This window comes from Isoalcanivorax pacificus W11-5 (assembly GCF_000299335.2).
GTDB lineage: Bacteria > Pseudomonadota > Gammaproteobacteria > Pseudomonadales > Alcanivoracaceae > Isoalcanivorax > Isoalcanivorax pacificus.
This window is the reverse complement of sequence record NZ_CP004387.1, coordinates 2,189,043-2,212,794: the sequence shown is the minus strand read 5'-3', so window position 1 is coordinate 2,212,794 and position 23,752 is coordinate 2,189,043. Positions and strand designations below refer to the sequence as shown.

Annotated in this window: 18 protein-coding genes and 4 tRNA genes; 14 read left to right on the top strand and 8 right to left on the bottom strand. The window is 61.4% G+C overall.

The genetic code is table 11. The features are described from left to right. Nucleotides 1–49: 49 nt before the first annotated feature. The gene (locus tag S7S_RS10020; protein WP_008735369.1) at nucleotides 50–586 is read right to left on the bottom strand and encodes an isochorismatase family protein; all 537 of its coding nucleotides are present in this window, start codon (nucleotides 584–586) and stop codon (nucleotides 50–52) included. Between the two features lie 8 nt (nucleotides 587–594). Then, complete coding sequence (locus S7S_RS10015; RefSeq protein WP_035203909.1) at nucleotides 595–1,062, bottom strand: YchJ family protein; 468 nt, start codon at nucleotides 1,060–1,062, stop codon at nucleotides 595–597. Nucleotides 1,063–1,299: 237 nt separating this feature from the next. Here S7S_RS10015 and S7S_RS10010 point away from each other — a divergent pair, with 237 nt between their 5' ends. After that, nucleotides 1,300–2,439, top strand: coding sequence for an aminotransferase class V-fold PLP-dependent enzyme (locus S7S_RS10010; RefSeq protein WP_008735384.1), 1,140 nt, complete (start codon nucleotides 1,300–1,302; stop codon nucleotides 2,437–2,439). Nucleotides 2,440–2,525: 86 nt separating this feature from the next. On the opposite strand, the gene acnB is transcribed toward S7S_RS10010, so the two are convergent. Together acnB and S7S_RS10000 are read right to left on the bottom strand one after the other, a co-directional pair. Then, nucleotides 2,526–5,132 carry a bifunctional aconitate hydratase 2/2-methylisocitrate dehydratase gene (gene acnB / locus S7S_RS10005; RefSeq protein WP_008735386.1) on the bottom strand — a complete coding sequence of 869 codons (2,607 nt, stop codon included), beginning with the start codon at nucleotides 5,130–5,132 and terminating at the stop codon, nucleotides 2,526–2,528. A gap of 136 nt (nucleotides 5,133–5,268) precedes the next feature. Then, nucleotides 5,269–6,180 (bottom strand): lysophospholipid acyltransferase family protein, encoded by a 912-nt coding sequence (locus S7S_RS10000; protein WP_008735388.1) that lies wholly within the window; start codon nucleotides 6,178–6,180, stop codon nucleotides 5,269–5,271. 136 nt (nucleotides 6,181–6,316) lie between these two features. Here S7S_RS10000 and S7S_RS09995 point away from each other — a divergent pair, with 136 nt between their 5' ends. Continuing rightward, nucleotides 6,317–6,928, top strand: a complete 612-nt coding sequence (locus tag S7S_RS09995) for a MiaE family protein (RefSeq protein WP_008735389.1) — start codon at nucleotides 6,317–6,319, stop codon at nucleotides 6,926–6,928. Between the two features lie 180 nt (nucleotides 6,929–7,108). Beyond that, nucleotides 7,109–9,475, top strand: coding sequence for a hypothetical protein (locus tag S7S_RS09990; protein ID WP_008735395.1), 2,367 nt, complete (start codon nucleotides 7,109–7,111; stop codon nucleotides 9,473–9,475). 96 nt (nucleotides 9,476–9,571) lie between these two features. Here S7S_RS09990 and S7S_RS09985 read toward each other — a convergent pair whose 3' ends face one another. The 3 genes from S7S_RS09985 to S7S_RS09975 form a co-directional block, all read right to left on the bottom strand. Then, nucleotides 9,572–10,300, bottom strand: coding sequence for a UDP-2,3-diacylglucosamine diphosphatase (locus S7S_RS09985; protein ID WP_008735397.1), 729 nt, complete (start codon nucleotides 10,298–10,300; stop codon nucleotides 9,572–9,574). Next, complete coding sequence (locus S7S_RS09980; protein WP_008735398.1) at nucleotides 10,297–10,914, bottom strand: peptidylprolyl isomerase; 618 nt, start codon at nucleotides 10,912–10,914, stop codon at nucleotides 10,297–10,299. Before S7S_RS09980 ends, S7S_RS09985 begins: the two co-directional genes overlap by 4 nt. A 65-nt stretch (nucleotides 10,915–10,979) precedes the next feature. Continuing rightward, nucleotides 10,980–11,477, bottom strand: a complete 498-nt coding sequence (locus S7S_RS09975; RefSeq protein WP_008735399.1) for a peptidylprolyl isomerase — start codon at nucleotides 11,475–11,477, stop codon at nucleotides 10,980–10,982. Between the two features lie 131 nt (nucleotides 11,478–11,608). Between S7S_RS09975 and S7S_RS09970 the strand changes: the two genes are divergently transcribed. Next, on the top strand, nucleotides 11,609–13,288 hold the full coding sequence (locus S7S_RS09970) for a glutamine--tRNA ligase/YqeY domain fusion protein (RefSeq protein WP_008735400.1): 1,680 nt from the start codon (nucleotides 11,609–11,611) through the stop codon (nucleotides 13,286–13,288). Between the two features lie 39 nt (nucleotides 13,289–13,327). On the opposite strand, the gene folD is transcribed toward S7S_RS09970, so the two are convergent. Then, on the bottom strand, nucleotides 13,328–14,173 hold the full coding sequence (gene folD / locus S7S_RS09965) for a bifunctional methylenetetrahydrofolate dehydrogenase/methenyltetrahydrofolate cyclohydrolase FolD (RefSeq protein ID WP_008735406.1): 846 nt from the start codon (nucleotides 14,171–14,173) through the stop codon (nucleotides 13,328–13,330). A 204-nt stretch (nucleotides 14,174–14,377) separates the two neighbouring features. Here folD and S7S_RS09960 point away from each other — a divergent pair. The 10 genes from S7S_RS09960 (at nucleotide 14,378) to S7S_RS09915 (ending at nucleotide 23,687) form a co-directional block, all read left to right on the top strand. After that, nucleotides 14,378–14,454, top strand: a tRNA-Pro gene (locus S7S_RS09960). A 33-nt stretch (nucleotides 14,455–14,487) separates the two neighbouring features. Further along, nucleotides 14,488–14,564 (top strand) — tRNA-Arg (locus S7S_RS09955). Between the two features lie 65 nt (nucleotides 14,565–14,629). Continuing rightward, nucleotides 14,630–14,705, top strand: a tRNA-His gene (locus tag S7S_RS09950). 173 nt (nucleotides 14,706–14,878) lie between these two features. After that, nucleotides 14,879–16,195 (top strand): trigger factor, encoded by a 1,317-nt coding sequence (tig, locus tag S7S_RS09945; RefSeq protein ID WP_008735408.1) that lies wholly within the window; start codon nucleotides 14,879–14,881, stop codon nucleotides 16,193–16,195. A gap of 174 nt (nucleotides 16,196–16,369) precedes the next feature. Further along, nucleotides 16,370–17,017: an ATP-dependent Clp endopeptidase proteolytic subunit ClpP gene (clpP, locus tag S7S_RS09940; RefSeq protein WP_008735409.1), complete on the top strand. Its 648-nt coding sequence runs from the start codon at nucleotides 16,370–16,372 to the stop codon at nucleotides 17,015–17,017. 132 nt (nucleotides 17,018–17,149) lie between these two features. Further along, complete coding sequence (clpX, locus tag S7S_RS09935; RefSeq protein WP_008735410.1) at nucleotides 17,150–18,457, top strand: ATP-dependent Clp protease ATP-binding subunit ClpX; 1,308 nt, start codon at nucleotides 17,150–17,152, stop codon at nucleotides 18,455–18,457. A gap of 39 nt (nucleotides 18,458–18,496) precedes the next feature. Further along, nucleotides 18,497–20,893: an endopeptidase La gene (gene lon, locus S7S_RS09930; protein WP_008735411.1), complete on the top strand. Its 2,397-nt coding sequence runs from the start codon at nucleotides 18,497–18,499 to the stop codon at nucleotides 20,891–20,893. A gap of 197 nt (nucleotides 20,894–21,090) precedes the next feature. After that, nucleotides 21,091–21,363, top strand: a complete 273-nt coding sequence (locus S7S_RS09925) for an HU family DNA-binding protein (protein ID WP_008735412.1) — start codon at nucleotides 21,091–21,093, stop codon at nucleotides 21,361–21,363. A 10-nt stretch (nucleotides 21,364–21,373) separates the two neighbouring features. After that, a tRNA-Asp gene (locus S7S_RS09920) sits at nucleotides 21,374–21,450 on the top strand. Nucleotides 21,451–21,755: 305 nt separating this feature from the next. Beyond that, nucleotides 21,756–23,687: a SurA N-terminal domain-containing protein gene (locus S7S_RS09915; RefSeq protein WP_008735413.1), complete on the top strand. Its 1,932-nt coding sequence runs from the start codon at nucleotides 21,756–21,758 to the stop codon at nucleotides 23,685–23,687. Nucleotides 23,688–23,752 lie beyond the last annotated feature (65 nt).

Sequence of the window (23,752 nt, the reverse complement as noted above, 5' to 3'; positions counted from 1 at the left end):
GGGTGGTCCAGGGGATTCGGCATGGTAGCACAGAGGCCGGGGGGACGCGCTAAAGTGGCCGGATCAGTGACAGCGCATCGCGAAACGCGGGGTGTTCGCCGTGGCGTAGCCATTCGAAGCCGGCCATCTCGGTGCTGATCACGCGTGCGCCGTTGTCACGCAGGCGGGCCAGGGCCAGCTGATGGTCGCTGTCGCGGCGTGAGGCGCAGGCGTCGGCCACCACCCAGACCCCGTAGCCACGGGCGAGCAGGCCGCAGGCTGTCTGCAACAGGCAGACATGGGTTTCACACCCGGCCAGCACGATCTCGCTGCGGTGCGCGGGGAGGGTATCGACCAGACCGTCGGCACAGGCATCGAAATGCTGTTTGCTGAGCGTCCGTCCCGTCAATGCGGTGAGCGCGGCGGGATTGTCGCCCAGCTTGTGCGGGTATTGCGCGGTGGCAACGGCTGGCACGCCTGCCAGGCGCGCCAGCTGCGCCAGCCGCAGCGCCTGGTCGAGTGCCCGCTGGCCATGGTGCAGGGCCGGCAACAGCCGGGCCTGATAATCCACCAGCACCAGTGATGAGGTTTCGGCGTGCAGCAGCATGAGCCCCCCTATCCACAGCAGTGTTTGAATTTGCGCCCGCGGCCGCAGGGGCAGGGGCTATTGCGGCCGGGATCGAGCCGGCGCATTCCGGCATCGCCGTCACGATACAGCCAGTGCTGTCCGATGCGGGTGAAGCGTGACAGTTCGGTGAGCTGGTGCCATTGATTGCCCTGTTGCTGTGTGGCGACGAAACGCACCGTCCCTTCTGTCGCGGCCGCGCCAGCGGCAGGGGCGCCGAGAATCTCCAGCCGGCGCCAGCGTACCCCCGCGTCCAGCGTGAGCGTCTCCGGGCGGGTGTCGGGATGCCAGCTTTGCAGCAGATAGGCATTGTCGCCCAGCACAAAGGCACTGTAGCGCGAACGCATCAGTGCTTCCGGCGACGAGGCAGGCTGGCCGGCATGCAGTGGCGCGCAGCAGTTGCCGTACGACGTGCCGGAACAGCAGGGGCAGGGTGCAGCGTGAAGTGGGTCAGTCATGCGTCGCATTGTAACGGCAAGCTGTGATGGGCCGGCAACTGTTCGCGGCCTGCCATCAATTCGCCACGAGGTTTCCTGTGTTGCGTGAATGCTCTATAACAGGTCGTTGAACAACAGCCTGGGCAGACGGCTCACTGTTTGGGCCTGCGTCGCAAAGAGGGTTTGAAAAGGCCTCTTTGGGGCTTTTTCAACACCTGTAAAGGGTGTTCCCTGATGAACTGGAAACGGAGACAAGCTGTGTCGACCCTGTTACCCGCCGTCGATCCCGATGGCCTGCTGGAATACTCGGTGGTGTTCACCGACCGTGCGCTGAACCATATGTCGCAGTTGTTTCAACAGGTGATGCGGGACATTTCCTCGACACTGAAACAGGTCTACCAGGCGGAGGCTGTGGTAGTCGTGCCCGGTGGCGGCACCTTTGCCATGGAAGCGGTGGCGCGGCAATTCGCCACGGATCGCAAGTGCCTGGTGATACGCAACGGCTGGTTCAGTTTCCGCTGGAGCCAGATTTTCGAAATGGGTGATATCCCCGCCGAGGAAGTGGTGCTCAAGGCACGCCGTCTTGGCGACGCCGACGATGCTCCGTACGCGCCTGCACCCATTGATGAAGTGGTGGCCGCGATCCATGCCGGCAAGCCGGACCTGGTGTTTGCGCCGCATGTGGAAACGGCGTCAGGCATTCTGCTACCAGACGATTACCTGCAGCAGATGGCCGAGGCCGTGCACGCGCATGGTGGCATGCTGGTGCTGGATTGTGTCGCATCCGGCGCCTTGTGGGTGGACATGCGCAGGCTTGGTGTCGATGTGCTGATCAGTGCGCCGCAAAAAGGCTGGAGTGCGTCGCCCTGCAGTGGCCTGGTGATGCTGGGTGAGCGTGCGCTGGCGCGTATCGGTGAGACACAAAGCACCAGCTTTGCCTGCGACCTGCACAAGTGGCTGCAGATCATGCAGGCCTATGAAAACGGCGGCCATGCCTACCACGCAACGTTGCCGACCGACGCGCTGATGCGTTTTCGCGATGCCATGCGTGACACCGAAGCGTTTGGTTTTGAACGTGCGCGCGAGGCGCAGCTGGAACTGGGGCGGCGCGTGCGCGCCATGCTGGCCGGCCATGGCATGAAAAGCGTGGCGGCGGAAGGGTTCGAAGCACCGGGTGTGGTGGTCAGTTATACACAGGACGGCGGCATCCAGAACGGCAGCCGGTTTGTGGCGCAGGGTTTGCAGACGGCGGCCGGGGTGCCGTTGCAGTGTGACGAGCCGCCGTCGTTCAAGACGTTTCGTGTCGGGCTGTTCGGGCTGGACAAGCTGGAGGATATTGACCGCACGGTGGCACAGCTGGAGCAGGGACTGGAGCGTGTGCTGGCTGAGCTGGCGTGAACGTCGCTTGCCACCCTGTGGCATTCTGACGAAATAAAAAAACCCGGCGCGAAGCCGGGTTTTTTTATTGGCGTGACGGGTAAGACTCAGCTGGCTTGCGCCACCGGAATCTTCACACCGTCGGCCACTTTCTGGTACTCGGCGATCTGATCGAAATTCAGGTAGCGGTAGATTTCCGCTGACATGGAATCGATGTCCGCCGCGTAGACCATGTACTCCTCGACCGTCGGCAGTTTGCCGATCACAGCCGCCACGGCTGCCAGTTCGGCAGACGCCAGATACACATTGGCGCCCTGGCCCAGACGGTTCGGGAAGTTACGGGTGGAGGTGGATACAACCGTCGTGTTCGGCGCCACACGTGCCTGGTTGCCCATGCACAGCGAACAGCCCGGCATCTCGGTGCGCGCACCGGCGCGGCCGTAGATGTTGTAGTAGCCTTCGTCGGACAGCTGGTGCTGGTCCATCTTGGTCGGCGGGGCGATCCAGAGACGGGTGGTCAGCGAGCCGCTGGGGATTTTCTCCAGCAGTTTGCCGGCCGCACGGAAGTGGCCGATGTTGGTCATGCAGGAACCAATGAACACTTCGTCGATCTTGTCGCCGGCGACGTCGGACAGGGTCTTGGCATCGTCCGGGTCGTTCGGGCAGCACAGGATCGGCTCTTTGATCTGGTCCATGTCGATCTCGATCACCTGAGCATACTCGGCGTCTTTATCCGCACGCATCAGGCTCGGGTTGGCCAGCCATTCTTCCATCTTGGTGATGCGGCGCTCGATGGTGCGCGCATCGCCGTAGCCGTTGGCGATCATCCACTTCAGCAGGGTGATGTTCGACTTCAGGTACTCGGCCACGCTGTCTTCCGACAGCGTAATGGTGCAGCCGGCGGCAGACCGTTCAGCGGACGCATCGGACAGTTCAAATGCCTGCTCGACAGTCAGGTCTTCCAGGCCTTCGATTTCGAGAATGCGGCCGTTGAAGACGTTCTTCTTGCCTTTCTTCTCGACGGTCAGCAGGCCTTCTTTAATGGCCTGCAGCGGAATCGCATGCACCAGATCACGCAGGGTGATGCCGGGCTGGCGGTTGCCCTTGAAGCGCACCAGCACCGATTCCGGCATGTCCAGCGGCATGACGCCGGTGGCGGCGGCAAACGCCACCAGACCGGAGCCGGCCGGGAACGAAATACCCAGCGGGAAGCGGGTGTGGGAGTCACCGCCGGTGCCGACGGTGTCCGGCAGCAGCATGCGGTTCAGCCAGCTGTGGATGATGCCGTCGCCCGGGCGCAGCGAGACGCCGCCACGGTTCATGATGAAGTCGGGCAGGGTGTGGTGGGTTTCCACGTCGACCGGCTTCGGATAGGCCGCAGTGTGACAGAACGACTGCATCGTCAGGTCAGCGGAGAAGCCCAGACAGGCCAGGTCTTTCAGTTCGTCACGGGTCATCGGGCCGGTGGTGTCCTGGGAACCGACGGTGGTCATCTTCGGTTCGCAGTACATGCCCGGGCGCACGCCGTCGAGGCCACAGGCCTTGCCGACCATTTTCTGCGCCAGCGTGTAACCCTTGCCGGTATCAGCCGGTTGCTGCGGTGCACGGAACAGTTGCGTGGCGCCCAGGCCCAGTGCTTCGCGTGCCTTGGTGGTCAGGCCACGGCCGATGATCAGGTTGATCCGGCCGCCCGCGCGGACTTCGTCCAGCAGCACCTGGGATTTCAGTTCAAACGTGCTCAGTACCTTGTCGGTGCCGTGCGCGGTGATCTTGCCTTCGTACGGGTAGATGTCGATCACATCGCCCATGTTCAGGCCGGACACGTCGGCCTCGAACGGCAGCGCGCCGGAATCTTCCATGGTGTTGAAGAAGATCGGGGCAATCTTGCTGCCGATGCAGACGCCGCCCTGGCGCTTGTTCGGGACGAACGGAATGTCTTCGCCGGTGAACCACAGCACCGAGTTGGTGGCGGATTTACGGCTGGAACCGGTACCGACCACGTCACCCACATAGGCGACGGTGTGGCCTTTGGCTTTCAGGTCGTTGAGCTGGCCGATCGGGCCCAGCTCGCCGGGTTTTTCCGGCTTGATGCCGTCACGCTCGTTCTTGAGCATGGCGTTGGCGTGCAGCGGGATGTCCGGGCGGCTCCAGGCATCCTGGGCCGGGGACAGGTCGTCGGTGTTGGTTTCGCCGGTCACCTTGAACACGGTGACGGTCAGCTTGGCCGGGACTTCCGGCTTGCTGGTGAACCACTCGCCCTCGGCCCAGGAATTGAGCACGGCTTTAGCGTAGTCGTTGCCGGCCTTGGCTTTCTCTTCCACATCGTGGAAGGCATCGAATACCAGCAGGGTGTGCTTGAGGGCCTCGGCGGCAATCTCGGCCGTTTCGGCATCGTCGAGCTGGTCGATCAGCGGCTGCACGTTGTAACCGCCCTGCATGGTGCCAAGCAGTTTGGTGGCCAGTTTGCGGTCGATCAGCGGGGACTGGGCTGCGCCCTTGGCCAGGGCGGCCAGGAAGGCGGCCTTCACGTACGCGGCCTGGTCAACGCCCGGCGGTACGCGGTTGCTGAACAGGTCCAGCAGGAATTCTTCTTCGCCCTTGGGCGGGTTTTTCAGCAGTTCCACCAGTTCGGCGACCTGCTGTTCGTTCAGTGGTTTCGGCGGTACGCCTTCGGCGGCGCGTTCTTCCACGTGTTGGCGGTAGGCTTCAAGCACAGCGCATCCCTCGTTTCGTGATTGCCCGATTTCTTTTGGAAATCAAACGCTTGGGGTGTGTTTCGGGGTTGGTACGGCGCGCGGATTATATACTTTTGCGGGTCTGACCGGAAGAGGGGTGCCGACGCGCTCGTTTTCAGTACAGCTCCGGAGTGCCCTCCGGACGCCGGCGGAAGCGTTTGTAGCTCCACAGATACTGCTCCGGCATTTCAAGTATCAGCGATTCGATACTGCGGTTCAGTGCGGGCAGGGAAGCATCGAGATCGCTGTCATACAGCGCCGGGTCCGGTTCGCGCAGCACGATGCGATAGCCTTCGCTGTCGGGCAGCCGGCGCGCGCAGGCGACAAATACCCTGGCGCCGGTCTGCTGGATCAGTTTCGGGCTCAGCGTGGCGGTGTAGGCCGGCTCGCCGAAGAAGGGCGCAAAGCGGCCGCTGCGACGGTCCGGTACCTGGTCGGGCAGGATCGCGGTCAGCACGGCTTCCTTCTTCAGTGTCCGTACCAGGCTGGCGACACCGCGCGCGGTGGCGGGATACATCACGGTGCCGAAATGCTCGCGGCTGTCGCGCACCAGTTGATCCACCGCAGGCAGCCCGGATGGGTTGTACATGGCATGCAGGGAAAAGTGGTGGCTGAGCCAGAAGTTCAGCACTTCCCAGCAGCCCAGGTGCGGTACCAGCAGCAGCACTGGCCGGCCGCCGGCCAGCGTCTCGCGGAGCAGCGCGTCGCCCTCGGCACCCCGGATCAGGCTCAGGGCATAGTCCGGACGATGCCAGACCAGACCGATCTCGGTGCTGCCCTTGGCCGTCTCGATGAGTGAGGCGCGGACCAGTTGCCGTTGCTGGGCGGCCGGCATGGCCGGAAAGCAGCGGGCGATATTGACCTCACTGATGCGCCGCGCGTCGCTGCGCAACCACCAGAGCAGGCGGCCGATCAGGCTGCCCAGGGCGCGGTTCAGCGGCAACGGCAACCAGCTCATAAGGCGCAGGGCGCCAGTGGCCAGCCGGCCCTTGCGGGCCTGTGTTCGGGGACTGCTTTTTCTGCCCATTGAGACGGGATCACTTCTGCCGGGTCACGGGGAGCGCATTATGGCCACAAAGCATGACGGAAGTCAGGCGGCTGGCTGGCAGGGTGGGGTGTGGCTGCTATACTGCCGGCCCGTTCACCCCACAGACTGCCGCGCCATGCACGATATCACTGCCATCCGGGAATTCCTGGGCTGCCCGACTCCCGAGGCCTGGATCGGCTGGGCCCTGGAACACCCGGACGTCCTGCTGCTGGACCATGCCCACTGCGAGAAAAAGGCCGCTGCCACGGCGCTGAACCTGATGTTCCGCTACGTGGACCGGCCGGAACTGCTGGATGCCCTGAGCCGGCTGGCCCGTGAGGAATTACTGCATTTCGAGCAGGTGCTGGGCATGCTGCGCCAGCGCGGCCTGACCTACGGCCATCTGACCCCGTCCCGCTACGCCAGCGGCCTGCGCAGCCATGTGCGCACCAGCGAGCCGGGCCGGCTGGTGGACATTCTGGTGGTCGGTGCCTATATAGAAGCCCGCTCGTGCGAGCGTTTCGCCGCGCTGGCACCGCATGTGGACCAGGAACTGGGGCGCTACTACCGCTTTCTGCTGAAAAGCGAATCACGGCATTTCGAGGACTATCTGCGGCTGGCCCGGTTGTATGCCGGTGAGGATATCCAGGCCCGGATCGACACCTTCCGTACGCTCGAAGCCGGGCTGATCACCACTGAAGACGACTGCTTCCGCTTTCACTCCGGGGTTCCGGCGCAGGCCGCCTGAGAGATCGTTTCCCCGGCCGGCAAACCGGCATATTCCGTGACCTGACGGTCGGGCTGCATGGCTTGTTCGCCCGTACTGGCTGGGCTATTCTGCGGCAAATGGATGCGACTACAACTTTCTTACGATAACAATCCATTAAAAACCACGACAACAAAATCGATGCTCCCGGGAGAGTACATAATGAGAAAGGTAACCAAGGCTCTGGCAGTGCTGCCTTTGCTGCCGTTGGCGCTGGCCCTGCAGGGTTGTGGCAGCGACTCCAAGGTCCGCGTGACCCCACCCTCGAACGATCATTTGTTTTACGAGCCGGGCACTTACCCGCGCTTCGATCCCGGCGCCTCCGACCTGCCGTTCAACAACGACCTGATTTTCCTGACAGCGGCCAGCACGCTGGGCAGTGCCTTTGATGGCACCGCCAATATCGGTGCCGCCACAGATCCGGTGCGCGCGGCGCTGAATTCGCTGGACGGCTTCTCCACCAATGCACCGTTTGACATCCTGATCCAGGGCAGCCTTGATCCGGCCACCGTCATGGCCAACGTGAACGTGTTTCTGGTGCGCCTGCAGACCGCGCCAGGCGGTGAGCAACTGGATCCCGGCGATCTGGATCCTGCCAACCCTATTGCTGGCGCATTGGATCAGCCCTCTTTTAGCGCGCGGGTGATTTCTCTGGATGGCGGCACCAATAACGCCATTCGCATTACACCGCTGGCGCCGTTGGCGCCAAAGACCAAATACCTGGTGTTCCTGAACAACGCGATCAGCCCGATTCTCGATTCAGCTGGTGAGCCAGTCACGCGGTCCTGGGCCTACAATGCCCTGACGGGTACTTCCTTTAATGCAACAGGTTCCCTGGCTACCGTGCGCCAGCTGATCAATGGCTGGGAGCAACTGGCTGCCGGCTTCCTGCAAGTGGCCTCCATGGGGGCGGTGACGCCGGAAGCGGCGGACCAGAACATGACCGTCTCGTATTCGTTCACTACCACGGACCCGACGGCGCCACTGTTGGCGATGGCGGCGCCGCGCGCGGCACTGGTGCAGGCCATGGTGGGATTTGGTATCTCTCCGGGTGATGCAGTGGGCAACGTCACATTCCTGCAGTCGCAGGGCTATCTGAGCACGCCGATAGCACGTGACCTTGGCATTTCCGCTGCGACTGCCGCGGACCTGGGCGCGTTGACCGGCGGGCAACTGCCGGCGGGCGTGGGCAATCTCTATACGGGCTATATCAAACTCCCGTATTACCTGCGGGCCCCCCAGCAACCGGGCGACAATTCTTACACGCAAAGCGCCTGGCAGGCTGACCCGACGTTGGGTTCACTGCTGAGTGCCCAGCTGCCGGAGGGAACGGTATTGCCGCCCGTGGATGTGGATGGCATGACCTACAACGTGACTTACCGTTATCCGTTTGCGGGCAAACAGGGTGTTGAGTCCGTGCCGCTGCAGGTGACGCTGCCCGAGGCGGACCATGTGCCGGGCTACGCTGGCGCAGCTGACTGCGGGCAGATTTATGCGGCATCAGGTTATCCTGTCGCCGTGTACGTGCACGGTATTACCAGTGATCGCAGTTCAGTGATTGCCCTCGGTCACACGTTGGCCAGCAACTGCGTGGCCACCGTGGCAATCGATCTGCCGTTGCACGGTGTTGACGCGGACAGCGTGTTTTACAGCGGGCTGAACGTAGAGGCCAACCCGGCCTTCGCCGCACTCTATGGCGTTGATGCGCCGCGTGAGCGTTTCTTCAATGACGCCGGTGGTTCCGGTGCGCAGTTCATTAACCTGGCTGTGCTGACGAATACGCGGGACAACCTGCGGCAAGGCGTGATGGATCTGCTGAACCTGAATGCCAGCCTGCCCTCCCTCAGTGCGGAACTGAGTGGCCAGGGTCTGGGGGAGCTGGATACCTCACGCGTTTATATGGTGGGTGCTTCACTTGGCAGTATGGTGGGTTCGGTGGCTGCGACGGTGGGCAATTTGGCCATCGGTGCTGAGACGGCTATCGGCCAGGTCTCCAATATCACCCCTTACAGTGGCGTGGTGTTGTCGGTGGGCGGCACCCAGCTGACCCAGATATTGCTGAACTCGAACACGTTCGGCCCGGTTATTATCGGTGGTCTGGCGGCAGCAGGGGTGGAGCAGGGTACGACCAACTTTGAGCGCTTTATTTATGCCGCGCAAAGCACTGTGGATTCCGGTGACCCGGTTAGCTTCGCTGCGCAACTGGGCGAAATGGGCGTGCCGGTATTACTCCAGCAGGTGAACGGTGATGCCGTAGTACCCAATGCTGCCACCGATCTGCCGCTGGCAGGCACTGCGGGCCTGGCGACACTGACAGGGGCTGCCCAGATTGGAGCAGGTTCGAATGACCTGACCGCACAGCCGGGTATCGTGAAGCTGGAAGCGGGCTCCCACAGTTCGCTGCTGACACCGGATGCCAGTGCGCCACAGGTGACAGCGGAAATGCAGGCTCAAGTGGTGACCTTTATCCTGAACAACGGCACAGTGGCTGTCGGCTCTCAGGCTCCGGGGGACATTGAAGCGCCCTGACTTTCCGATCGTTACTGACAAAACAATAACCCCGCCATTTGGCGGGGTTATTGTTTTAGCGCTGAAAGAAGTTTTTTGTGAGAGATGAATTGGAACTCAGAGAGTAAAACTCTCAAGCCTCAGGCCTTTTTCCTGATCCGCAACAATCTGCCAGCCCAGCGCACCCCAGTCGCCCAATACCCAGCGTTTCCCCGAACCACCTTGCAACGACACATCATGCACGGCAGGGCGATGCGTATGACCGTGAATCAGATCCTTCACGCCCGCTTCGTCCATGACACGAATGACTTCATCCGGCGTCACATCCATGATGTTCTGCGCCTTGTTCTCATTGTTCTGTTTGCTTTGCAGGCGCAGCATCTGCGCGATCATGCGCCGCTGTGCCAGCGGCTTGGCGAGCATGTCCGCCTGCCAGGCCGGGTTGCGGACCTGGGCACGGAACGCCATGTATTTCTCGTCGCGGGTGCACAGGCTGTCGCCATGCATCAGCAGGGCGGGGGTGCCATACAGGTCGACGACCGTGCCTTCGTCCAGCAGGGTGCCGCCAGTGGCGGTGGTAAAGGCGTGACCGAGCAGGAAGTCGCGGTTGCCGTGCATAAAGAACAGGGCGCTGCCGGCGTCGCTGAATGAGCGAAATGCAGCGATGGCGTCCAGGTTGAACGGGCTGTCGTCGTCATCGCCAATCCAGGTTTCGAACAGATCGCCGAGCACGTACAGCGCATCACACTGGCCCGCATGGCGGGCCAGCAGTTGTTTCAGGGCATCGAGATGTTGCGGACGTTCGGCGTCCAGATGCAGGTCGGAAATGAACAGCGTATAGCTCATTGCGTGGTGTCTTTTTCCCTGGCCGTTTCGGGTGCGGCCTGCTCAGTGACGCGCCGTGCGCTGCGCATTTCCACCGGGCGGTTTGGCACATCGCCAGCCGGCATGCCGTTCAGGGTGCCACGGCCTGTGGGCAGGGCGCTGATGCGGTCGACCACATCCATGCCTTCGACGACTTTGCCGAACACGGCATAACCCCATCCGGCCGGATTCTTGCCGCGATGGTTCAGGTTGGTGTTGTTGACGGTGTTGATAAAGAACTGTGCGGTGGCGGAATGCGGATCGCTGGTGCGTGCCATGGCGAGGGTGCCGCGCTCATTGCGCAGGCCGTTGTCGGCTTCATTGGCTACCGGCGTGCGGGTTTCCTTCTGCCGGTACTCGCGGGTGAAGCCGCCGCCCTGGATCATGAAGCGCGGGATCACGCGATGAAAGACGGTGCCGTCATAGAAGCCGTCGTCGACATATTGCAGGAAGTTGGCCACCGTGGCCGGCGCCTTGTCCGGGTACAGTTCGATGACGATGGTGCCTTCCGTGGTGTCCAGTGCCACGCGCGGAGCGGTGTCGGCACTGGCGGCCAGCGGCAGCATCAGGGCCAGGGTCAGTAACAGGCGACGCATGCGGTGTTCTCCCTTGCAGAATTGTAAGCCGCGCGGGTCGCTGCGGGCGCCCGCGCGGCGGCGTGTTATTCTTCGATCAGCTCGGCACTTTCGATCAGCACCGTCTCGGTGGGCACGTCCTGGTGGAAACCCCGGTTGCCGGTGGTGACCGCCTTGATGCGGTTGATCACTTCCATGCCTTCCTCAACCTTGCCGAATACGCAGTAACCCCAGCCGTCCTGGGAACGTGACTTGTCCAGGAAATGGTTGTCTACCACGTTGATGAAGAACTGGGCTGTGGCAGAATGGGGGTCGGAGGTACGGGCCATGGCAACGGTGCCGGTCTCGTTGGAGAGGCCATTGGCGGATTCGTTGCGGATCGTTTCACGTGTGGGCTTCTGCTGCATGTCTTCGGTGAAGCCACCGCCCTGGATCATGAAATTGCCGATCACACGGTGAAAGATGGTCCCGTTGTAGAAGCCGTCCCTGACATACTGGGCGAAATTGGCCGCGGTTTCGGGGGCACGCTCGGTGTCGAGACTGATCACAATGGTGCCGTAGGTGGTGTTCAGTGCGGCTTTCATCAAACCGTCCTCCATGCTTTGACTGACAGGGGGCGCACTGTACACTAGCGCCCCCGTTGACCGGAACTGTCCGGGCCGCTGGCGGACCCGTTTTCCGTATGTGCATCCTGCCACAGGACTCCTGAGATCGCATGACAGATCGTGCCGAAATCCCGACCAATTTCATCCGTCAGATCATCGACCGCGACCTGGCCGAGGGCAAGAACGGCGGCAAGGTGGTGACCCGTTTCCCGCCGGAGCCGAACGGCTACCTGCACATCGGCCATGCAAAATCGATCTGCCTCAACTTCGGTATCGCCGAAAGCTATGGCGGGGCCTGCAACCTGCGTTTCGATGACACCAACCCGGAGAAAGAATCCGACGAGTACGTCGAGTCCATCAAGCGGGACCTGGAATGGCTGGGCTGGGCCTGGGATGGCGAGGTGCGTTTTGCCTCGGATTACTTCGAGCTGATCCACGATTGCGCCGTCGCCCTGATCAAGGCCGGCGTGGCCTACGTGGACACCCAGTCCCCGGAGGATATTGCCCGCCAGCGTGGCGATTTTACCCATCCGGGGCAGAACAGCCCGCACCGTGACCGTGCCGTGGATGAAAACCTGGCGCTGTTCGCGCGCATGCGTGCCGGCGATTTCAATGAAGGTGAGGCGGTGCTGCGCGCCCGTATCGACATGGCCTCTCCGAACATGAACCTGCGCGACCCGGTGCTCTACCGCATCCGCAAGGTCAGCCACCATCAGACCGGCGATACCTGGTGTATCTACCCGATGTACGACTTCACGCATCCGATTTCCGATGCCATCGAGGGGGTGACCCACAGCCTGTGCACGCTGGAATTCGAGGCACACCGGCCGCTGTACGACTGGACGCTGGACAACCTGGAAGGCTTCCTGGCAAGTCGTGACAGTCTGCCGGCACGCCCGCGCCAGTACGAGTTTGCCCGCCTGAACCTCAACTACACGGTGATGAGCAAGCGCAAGCTCAAGCAACTGGTCGACGAAGGCCACGTGAACGGCTGGCATGACCCGCGCATGCCGACCCTGTCCGGCCTGCGCCGGCGCGGCTACACGCCGGCAGCCATTCGCCGCTTCAGCGATATGGTCGGCGTGGCCCGGGCGGATTCCACGGTTGATACAGGCATGCTCGAAGCGGCCATCCGCGATGACCTGAACGTGAATGCGCCCCGTGCCATGTGTGTGCTGCGGCCATTGAAGCTGGTGATCGAGAACTGGCCGGCGGGGCAGGTGGAGCAACTCACGGCACCGCTGCATCCGCAGGACGAGGGCATGGGGACGCGCGAAGTGCCGATGACCCGCGAAGTGCTGATCGACCGGGAAGACTTCCTGGAAGAGGCCAACAAGAAGTTCAAGCGGCTGGTGCTGGGTGATGAAGTGCGTCTGCGTTACGGCTACGTGATCCGCGCCAACGAAGTGATCCGCGACGCCGCCGGCGACATCACTGAAATCCGCTGCACCTATGACCCGGACACCCTGGGCAAGAACCCGGAAGGCCGCAAGGTGCGGGGCGTGATCCACTGGGTTTCCGCAGAGCAGAGCGTGCCGTGCCAGGTGCGCCTGTACGACCGCCTGTTCACCGAAGCCAACCCGGATCGTGCCGAACAGGGTTTCCTGTCCGTGCTGAACCCGGCCTCGCTGACGGTGCTGGAAGGGTGCCGTGTGGAACCTGCTCTGGCTGGCGCGGCACCGGAAACCCGCTTCCAGTTCGAGCGTGAAGGCTACTTCTGCGTTGATGAGGACAGCAGGGCAGGGGAGCTGGTCTTTAACCTGACGGTGGGGCTGCGGGAATCTTTCTGAGATGCGCCGGGCGCGGCCTGCGGGCCGCGCCCGGTCTGATCAGGCGAGCGCTTTTTCGCCAGCTTCAAGTGTCTGAAAAATAAGCGTATTGATGGTCATCGGGCCCACGCCACCGGGCACCGGGGTCCAGGCGCTGACGCGCTCCTTCAGCGGTTCCAGCTCGATATCGCCGACACCACCCGGGTGATACCCGGCATCCACCACCACCGCGCCGTCCTTGATCCAGTCCGCCTTGATGAACTCCGGCCTGCCCACGGCGCCGACCACCAGGTCCGCGCGGCGGATATGCCCTTCAAGGTCCTGCGTGCGGGAGTGGCAGATGGTCACGGTGGCGTTGGCGCCCAGCAGCATCATCGCCATCGGCTTGCCCAGGATCGGGCTGCGGCCAACGACCACCGCGTGCTTGCCGGCCAGGGCAATACCATAGTGCTCCAGCAGGCGCATGATGCCCTTCGGGGTGGCGCAGCCGTAGGCGTGCTCGCCCATGCTCATGCGGCCGAAGCCCAGGCAGGTGACACCATCCACATCCTTCTCCAGGGCGATGGCATCAAAGCAGGCGCGTTCATCAATCTGGGGAGGGACGGGATGCTGCAGCAGGATGCCATGCACATCCGGGTTTTCATTCAGGGCCTGGATCTGTGCCAGCAGTTCGTCAGTGGTGGTGCTTTCCGGCAGCTCCACCTTCAGGGATTCCATGCCGACGCGCTCGCAGGCGTTGCCCTTCATCTTTACGTAAGTCGCCGAAGCAGGGTCGGCACCGACCAGGATGGTGGCGAGAATCGGCGTGCTGCCCTGCGCGCGTTCGCGCAGCCGTGCAACGCGCTCGCGCATTTCCGCTTCGAATTTCTGGGCCAGGGCCTTGCCATCGAGAACCAGGGCGCTCATCGGGTATCTATCTCCGGACAGGTCTGCGTAGGTCGCATGAATAAAGGTGGCAGGGTGCCAGTGTTGGGGCGCTTGCGCGGCGTGATTCTCGCATGTCCGGGCGATTGTGTGCAAAATGCGTTCAGGAGCGAGGCGCTTCGGGCATTTCGCGTTGACGCTCCCGGAGGCCGCGAGTATTATGCCGCCTCGCTCGAGCTGTACGTTCGGGGTGTAGCGCAGCCTGGTAGCGCGCCTGCTTTGGGAGCAGGATGTCGGGGGTTCAAATCCCTCCTCCCCGACCACTCTTTCCTTGGGGAAGTGGTGGCTCGCATGATGCGCCTGTAGCTCAATTGGATAGAGCAACGGCCTTCTAAGCCGTCGGTTGCAGGTTCGAGCCCTGCCAGGCGTACCACCTTCAGCGCCGGGCAGTGACAGATTCCGGTTCCGGGCCATGCCCGCAACTGAACAAGGTAAATGGTGGCTGTAGCTCAGTTGGTAGAGCCCTGGATTGTGACTCCAGTGGTCGCGGGTTCAAGTCCCGTCAGCCACCCCATCATCCCGACGAACCCGCCTCCAGGCGGGTTTTGTTTTTTGCGGCGGCCCCATGCCGGGTTCATCTGGCCCCTGCGCACCCCATCCGCTATAATCCGGCCCCTTTCCGGGGGCGCAGGCCGGTTATGGCGCGCTGTCCGTCACTGAATTGCCATACTTGTACAAGAGGAAGTTATGCAGGTTTCTGTTGAAGCGACGTCTGGTCTGGAACGACGCCTGACCACCGGTGTACCCGCCGAAAAACTGGAATCCGCCGTGGCGGCGCGCCTCCAGGATGCCAGCAAGAACCTGCGTCTGGACGGTTTCCGTCCCGGCAAGGTACCAATGGCCGAGATCAAGCGCCGTTTCGGCAAGGCCGTGCGCGCCGAGGTGCTGGATGAGCTGATGCGCGACAGCTTCATCAAGGCTGTCCAGGAGGAAAACATCGAGCCGGCGGGCATGCCCACCTTCGAGCCCACCGTCAACGAAAAGGGCAAGGACCTGGAGTTCGTCGCCACGTTTGAAGTGTACCCGGAAGTCAGCCTGGCGGCGTTCGACGCCATCGAAGTGGACAAGCCGGAAGCAGACATCACCGATGCCGACGTCGACAAGATGATCGAGAGCCTGCGCGAGCAGCGCTCCACCTGGGAAGACAGCGATGCCGCAGCAACCGAAGGCGACCGCGTGAACATCGATTTCGCTGGCACCCTTGACGGCGAAGCCTTCGACGGCGGTACCGCGCAGGGCCAGAATCTGGTGCTGGGCTCAGGCCAGATGATTCCGGGTTTTGAAGACGGTATTGCGGGCATGAAAGCCGGTGAAGCAAAAACCATCGACGTGACGTTCCCGGAAGACTATCAGGCCGAAAACCTGAAAGGGAAAGCCGCACAGTTTGCCATTACCGTAAACAAGGTAGAGCGCCGCAAACTGCCGGAAGTGAATGATGAATTCATGGCGTTGTTCGGTGTGAAAGACGGTGGTGTTGATGCGTTCCGCGCAGAAGTACGCAAGAACATGGAACGCGAACTGAAAAATGCAGTGAAAGGCAAAGTCAAAGAACAGGTCATGAGTGGCCTGGTCAAGCTGCACGAGTTTGACGTGCCGAAAGCGCTGGTGAACGGTGAAGTACAACGCATGCGTCAGCAGATGATGCAGCAGTTTGGTGGTGGCCAGCAGTTCGACGCCAGCATGTTGCCGGCGGAGCTGTTCAGCGAGCAGGCCGAGCGCAGCGTGCGCCTGGGGCTGGTGGTGCGCCAGATTCTCGAACAGCATGAACTGAAGGCCGATGCCGACCGTGTGCGCGCCCAGGTGGAAGAGATTGCCTCCCAGTACGAGCAACCGGAAGAAGTGATCAACTGGGTCTACGGCAACAAACAGCAGCTGCAGCAGATCGAAGGCGCAGTGCTGGAAGAGCAAGTGGTCGAACTGGTGCTTGGCAGCGCCAAGGTCAGCAGCAAGAAAGTGGGCTATGAGGAAGCGGTACGTCCGGCCCAGCAAGGTCAGGAAGACTGAGCGCAGTGCGCTGACAGGCCAAAAGACCTTACGAAAAACGGGGCCATTGGCCCCGTTTTTCGTTCTCTGTGCAAGTTTTGTGCAACCAGGCGGCGATTCACGTCCGGTTTATGGACGCGCTTCAGGTGCCGTCATAAGATGCAGAGAAGCATCTTTTTATGCAGGAACCCGCGAATGATCGATATGAGCGCTATTACATCCATGACCGGCACCCCCGCGCAGAACACCTCGGCGCTGGGTCTGGTCCCGATGGTGATCGAGCAGACCGCCCGTGGCGAGCGGTCTTTTGACATCTATTCCCGTCTGCTCAAGGAACGGGTGATTTTCCTGGTCGGCCAGGTGGAAGACCACATGGCCAACCTGATCGTGGCGCAGATGCTGTTCCTGGAATCGGAAAACCCGGACAAGGACATCCACCTGTATATCAATAGCCCGGGCGGTTCCGTGACTGCCGGGATGTCGATTTATGACACCATGCAGTTCATCAAGCCGGCAGTCTCGACCATGTGCATCGGCCAGGCGGCCAGCATGGGGGCCTTTTTGCTGGCAGCAGGCGAGCAGGGCAAGCGCTTTGCGCTGCCGAACTCGCGCATCATGATTCACCAGCCGCTGGGCGGTTTCCAGGGTCAGGCCTCGGATATCGAGATTCACGCCCGGGAGATCCTCAAGATCAAATCGCGGCTGAACGAGCTGTTGTCCCACCACACCGGCATGGATCTGGAGCGCGTGGAGCGTGATACGGACCGTGACAACTTCATGGACGCCGAGGCTGCCAAGGCCTATGGGCTTGTAGATCAGGTACTTACCAAACGGGCAGCCTGAACAGGGCCGGGATGTTCACTCAAAATGGTTGAAATTTAACCATTTGTCGTCCCGGTCGCAGGGGCAGCGGGCCTTGAAAATGCCCGCTGTTGCCTGCATCTTCAGTAACAAGCGCAGTGAGAGGCTATCCTGATGACCGACCATACCGGCGGAAAGAGCGAAGACGGCAAGCTGCTGTACTGCTCATTTTGCGGCAAAAGCCAGCATGAAGTGCGCAAGTTGATTGCCGGTCCTTCGGTGTTTATTTGTGATGAGTGTGTGGACCTGTGCAACGACATCATCCGTGAGGAAGTCAGCGAAGACACCGCGGAGGATGACGCGCAGCGTCTGCCGAAACCCCACGAGATCAAAGATACCCTCGACGATTACGTCATCGGTCAGGAACGGGCCAAGAAAGTGCTTTCCGTTGCGGTGTACAACCACTACAAGCGGTTGCGCAGCGGTGACAGCAAGACCGTCAAGGGCGGTGGCAAGAAAGGCGAGGAAATCGAGCTTGGCAAGAGCAACATCCTGCTGATCGGCCCGACCGGCAGTGGCAAGACGTTGCTGGCTGAAACGCTGGCGCGGCTGCTGAACGTGCCGTTCACCATTGCCGATGCCACCACGCTGACCGAAGCCGGTTATGTGGGCGAGGATGTCGAGAACATCATCCAGAAACTGCTGCAGAAGTGCGACTACGATGTCGAACGCGCGCAGATGGGCATCGTCTACATTGACGAGATCGACAAGATCTCGCGCAAGTCCGACAACCCGTCGATTACCCGTGACGTGTCCGGCGAAGGCGTCCAGCAGGCATTGCTGAAGCTGATCGAAGGCACGGTTGCTTCCGTGCCGCCGCAGGGCGGGCGCAAGCATCCGCAGCAGGAATTCCTGCAGGTGGACACCTCCAACATCCTGTTCATCTGTGGCGGCGCTTTTGCCGGCCTGGAGAAAATCATCCGTGACCGTTCCGAAAAGGGCGGTATCGGTTTCTCCGCAGAAGTGAAGAGCAAGGACAAAACCGTCAACGTTGGCCAGACCCTGGCCGATGTGGAGCCGGAGGACCTGATCAAGTTTGGTCTGATCCCCGAGTTCATTGGCCGTTTGCCGGTGATCGCGACGCTGGAAGAGCTCTCGGAAGAGGCGCTGATCCAGATCCTGACCGAGCCGCGCAATGCGCTGACCAAACAGTACGGACGCCTGTTTGACATGGAAGGGGTGGAACTGGACTTCCGCGAGGACGCACTGCGCGCCGTGGCCCACAAGGCCATGGAACGCAAGACCGGTGCGCGCGGGCTGCGTTCGATCCTTGAGAATGTGTTGCTGGACACCATGTACCAGGTGCCGTCCCAGGAAGGGGTGGCCAAGGTGGTGATCGATGCCGCAACCATCAAGGGCGAATCGGAGCCGCTGCTGATCTACGAGCGCAGCGAGCAGCCCTCCAAGGTGGCCCCGGATTAATCCCCGGGGCATTTCCGACACTTGGCTACGAGGCCTGTCGTGCTGAAAGATATTCCCCTGTTACCGCTGCGTGATGTAGTGGTGTATCCGCATATGGTGATCCCGCTGTTCGTGGGCCGCGCCAAATCCATTCGTGCGCTGGAAGTGGCCATGGCCGGCGACAAGCAGGTCCTGCTGGTCGCCCAGCGCAATGCGTCCGATGACGATCCGAACGAAACCGATCTGCATCGCGTCGGCACCGTATCCACCATTCTGCAAATGCTCCGTCTGCCCGACGGTACCGTGAAGGTGCTGGTGGAGGGCAGTGGCCGTGCGCATGTGGTGCGCGTCGAGTTCAACGAAGAGTGTGCGCTGGCCGACGCCCGCGAGCTGGGCGAGCGCCTGCCGCCGGAAAATGAATCCGAAGCGCTGGGCAAGAGCCTGATGGCGCAGTTCGAACAGTACGTCAAGCTGTCGAAAAAGGTGGCCCCGGAAATCGTCAGTTCGGTGTCGTCCATTGACGAGTTGAGCCGCCTGGCCGACACCATTGCCGCACACCTGCAACTGAAGCTGGAAGAAAAGCAGGAAGTGCTGGAAATGGCGGACACCCGCGAGCGGGTGGAACATCTGATTGCGCTGATGGAATCCGAAATCGACATCTTCAATGTCGAGAAGCGGATTCGCGGTCGTGTGAAGAAACAGATGGAAAAAAGCCAGCGCGAGTACTACCTGAATGAGCAGATGAAAGCCATTCAGAAAGAACTCGACGAGATGGATGAAGGCGGCAACGAGCTGGAAGAGCTGGAGAAGAAGATCCACGCAGCCGGCATGCCGAAGGATGCCCGTGACAAGGCTCTGGCGGAGCTGAGCAAGCTGCGCATGATGTCGCCGATGTCTGCAGAAGCCACTGTGGTACGCAGCTATCTGGACTGGATGGTCAGCGTGCCGTGGAAAAAACGCAGCAAGGTGCGCAATGATCTGAAGGCAGCGCAGGAAATTCTCGACCAGGATCATTACGGTCTGGAAGAAGTGAAAGACCGCATCCTTGAATTTCTCGCAGTGCAGAGTCGCGTCGGCAAGGTAAAAGGGCCTGTGCTGTGTCTGGTCGGCCCGCCGGGTGTCGGCAAGACCTCGCTGGGGCAGTCGATCGCCAAGGCCACCAACCGCAAGTTCGTGCGCATGGCGCTGGGCGGTGTGCGTGACGAGGCGGAAATTCGTGGTCACCGCCGTACCTACATCGGCTCACTGCCGGGCAAGGTGATGCAGAAGCTGTCCAAGGTCGGTGTACGCAATCCGCTGTTCCTGCTCGATGAAGTGGACAAGATGGGCATGGACATGCGTGGCGACCCGTCGTCCGCACTGCTGGAGGTGCTCGATCCGGAGCAGAACAATTCCTTCAATGATCATTATCTTGAAGTGGACTACGACCTGTCCGAGACCCTGTTCATCTGTACCTCGAACTCGATGAACATCCCGGCGCCGCTGCTGGACCGGATGGAAGTGATCCGCATCCCGGGCTACACCGAGGATGAGAAAATCAATATCGCGCGCCAGTATCTGGTGCCGAAACAGGCTGAAGCGAACGGCCTGAAGAAAGGCGAGCTCACTCTCGATGAAGACGCGTTGCAGCATATCGTGCGGCATTACACCCGCGAAGCGGGCGTGCGGGGGCTGGAGCGCGAGATCAGCAAGGTCTGCCGGAAGGTCGTGAAGGAGCATCTGCTGGCCTCCAGCACCGAGCCGGTGAAAGTCGGTGTGGATGATGTCGAGCATTACCTGGGTGTACGCAAGTACAGCTTCGGCCGTGCTGAAGAACAGGACCAGATCGGCCAGGTGACCGGGCTGGCCTGGACCTCGGTGGGCGGGGAGCTGCTGACCATCGAAGGCGTCTCCACGCCAGGCAAGGGCGTGGTCACCATGACCGGCTCGCTGGGTGATGTGATGCAGGAATCGATTCGCGCTGCCTATACGGTGGTGAAGAGCCGCGCCCGCACTCTCGGTATCCGTCGCAAGCAGCTTGAGCGCAATGACTTCCACATCCACGTACCGGAAGGGGCAACGCCGAAGGATGGTCCGAGCGCGGGTGTCGCCATGTGTACTTCGCTGGTGTCCGTCCTGACCGGTATTCCGGTGCGTGCGGAAGTGGCGATGACCGGCGAAATCACGTTGCGTGGCCAGGTGCTGCCGATTGGTGGTCTGAAGGAAAAACTGCTGGCCGCACACCGTGGCGGTATCAAGACCGTGCTGATTCCACAGGAAAACGAGCGGGATCTGAAAGAGATTCCGGAGAATATCAAGGCCGCGCTGGAGATCAGGCCGGTCAAGTGGATCGACCAGGTACTCGAGGTTGCGTTGCAGCATATGCCCACGCCGCTGAGTGAGGCGGAAGTGGAAGAGGAACTCGCCACCGCAGAGGATGGTAAAAAGTCGGATGCGGATCGGGTCAGTACCCATTGATAAACGCACATTTGTGCAGAAAGTCAGTGGGATGTGTTGCTGATTTGAAAAAGCTTGATCAGCAAATGTAAACGCTCGGCGGCGCTGCAGGTCGCTTCCTTGACGGGTTTCAGGCTCGTTGGTATAAAGGCGGCTTCCGTTGCAGGGACGCACCGAGCGCTCCAGTGGAAAACCGGAAATCAAAAAAGGGGATTTTTGTGAACAAATCAGAACTGATTGATGCTATTGCAGCTACAGCTGATATTTCCAAGGCTGATGCCGGTCGTGCACTGGATGCCACCATTGAAGCCGTTACCAAGGCTCTCAAGAGCGGTGACAGTGTCTCTCTGGTGGGTTTTGGCACCTTTACTGTGAAACAGCGCGCTGAGCGCGAAGGTCGCAACCCGCAAACCGGCCAGACCATCAAGATCGCTGCTGCCAATGTCCCGGGCTTCAAAGCCGGCAAGGCACTGAAAGACGCAGTGAACTGAGGCGTGTACCGGAGCGGTAGTTCAGTCGGTTAGAATACCGGCCTGTCACGCCGGGGGTCGCGGGTTCGAGTCCCGTCCGCTCCGCCATCAGGAAAGCGTATCCATCCGGATGCGCTTTTTTGTTTTGGGGCGTCAGGTATCGGGGGAACCTGCCGGATCAGCGTGGTCAGAGTGGGCAAAGGTGGTTTTCGACCGTCTTTTCCGGGGTCGGCTGTTGTCAGTCAGCCTCAGGTAGCCTATATATACGGACTTGCTTAAAACCCCGGCCCTTGCCGGGACAGTCAATCGAGAGGGGACTCCCACCAGACAGCCGCTGTGCGGCGCCTCGGGCAACCAGGGCGGGCCGTCGTGGTCGCATGAGCCGGTCGGGTGTTCCGTATACGGAGATAATAATGCAGGGGTTCAGAAACTTCTTGCGCGGGCCAGGGGGCAAGATTCTTCTGGCATTGATCATTCTGCCTTTCGTGATTTCCGCGTTCTACGGCTATTTCACCGGCGGTAGCGGCGGTGATGTGGTGGCTGAGGTCGAGGGCACCAGCATTTATCGCAATGTGGTGGAGCAACGGGTCCAGCAGACGCGGATGAACCTGCGCCAGCAATCACCGGATATCGATCCGCAATTGCTGGACAACTTCATCAACCCTGGCATGGTCCTGCAGGGGCTGGTCAATAACGCGCTGATCCTTCATGCCGCCAATGACGCCGGCATGAAAGTGTCCGAGGAACAGGCCGCTCGCTCGCTGATGCGCTTTGAGGAATTCCAGGACCAGAACGGTCGTTTTTCCCAGCAGATCTTTGACCGTCAGGTGCGCAACATGGGGTATACCCCGACCTCGTTCCTGGGGGTGCTGCGCGATGACATGCTCATGAACCAGATGCGCTCCGGTTTCGAGGACACCGACTTCGGCTTGCCCTATGAGCTGGCCGATCTGCGTCGCCTGGGCGAGCAGCGTCGCGACATCAGCTACATCCGTGTCAGCGCCGAGAGCCTGCTGAGTGATTTCGATATCAGCGATGAACAGGTGCAGGCGTTCTACGAAGACAACCAGCGTGAGTTCATGCGTCCGCAGGAGTTCCGCCTGCAGTACATCGAACTCGACCGTGGCGCGTACCTGGACGATATCCAGGTGACCGAGGCGCAGGTGCGCGAGGAATACCAGGCGCGTGAGGAAATGTTCAAGACGGTGGCCGCGCAACAGGAGCGCCGTCGTGTGTCGCACATCCTGGTCGCCGAGAAAGAGGGTGTCTCCGAAGCGGACGCGCTGGCCCGTGCTGCGGAACTGCGTGAACAGATCGAGGCCGGTGCCGATTTCGCTGACGTGGCGCAGGCAAGCTCCGATGACTCTGCCAGCGCCAGTGCCGGCGGTGCGCTGGGTGTGATTGGCCGTGGTGACCTGCCGGAAGCCATGGAAGCTGCCGTGTTTGCACTGGCCGAGGGCGAGGTGTCTGCGCCGGTGGTCAGTGATGCCGGGGTGCATCTGCTGACCGTCACGCAGATCAACCAGCGTTCGCTGCCATCCTTTGACGAACTGCGCGAGAGCATTGTCGATGAGCTGAAAACGGCCCAGGCAGAAAACCGCCTGGCCGATGACGTGGCCCGGCTGGAAGAGATGGCGTTTGAACATCCGGACCTGCAGGTGCCGGCCGAAACGCTCGGCGTGAGCTTGCAGCAGACCGGGTTTTTCCCGCTGAGCGCACCGGAAGGTATCGCGCAGGAGCAGGTTGTCATGCGGGAGCTGAACAATCAGGCCGTACGCGAGCAGGGCCAGAACAGCCCGCTGGTGGAACTGGCCGAAGGCCGCTATGTGGTGTTCCGCGTAGCGGAAACGCAGCCGGAAGAGCAGATTTCACTGGCCGAGGTGCGCGACACCATCGTTCGCCGTCTGCAATTGGCAGCTGCCCAGGAGCGTCTGGAAAGCATGGCCGCAGAAGGCGAGGCTGCCCTGGCTGACGGCCAGGATCTGGCGGCGCTGTCGGGGCTCTGGAGCCGCGATGTCAGCACGGCGGATGATCTGGAGCGTGGTGCCACACAACCGGATGCGGAACTGATCGAGCGGGCATTCCGCCTGCCGCGCCCTGCAGAAGGTGAGGCCGGCGCCGCACAAGTGATGCGTCTGGGCAATGGCGATCTGGTTGCCGTGATGCTGGACGCTGTCCGCGACGGCGACCCGGAAGGCCTCACCGAGACGCAGCAGCGCGCGGCCCTGGCACAGTTGGGTGAGCTTGAGGGTGCTGGCAGCTTCCGCAAGGTGGTGAGCTGGCTGCGTGAGAACGGCAAGGTGAAAATCTACAACGATCGTCTGGCGGGCACCGTGGAAGAATGATCTGTGCCGGCGCACTGCGAAAGCAGGGCGCCGGGCCCGACAGGCGCGCAACAGCGCCAACAAAA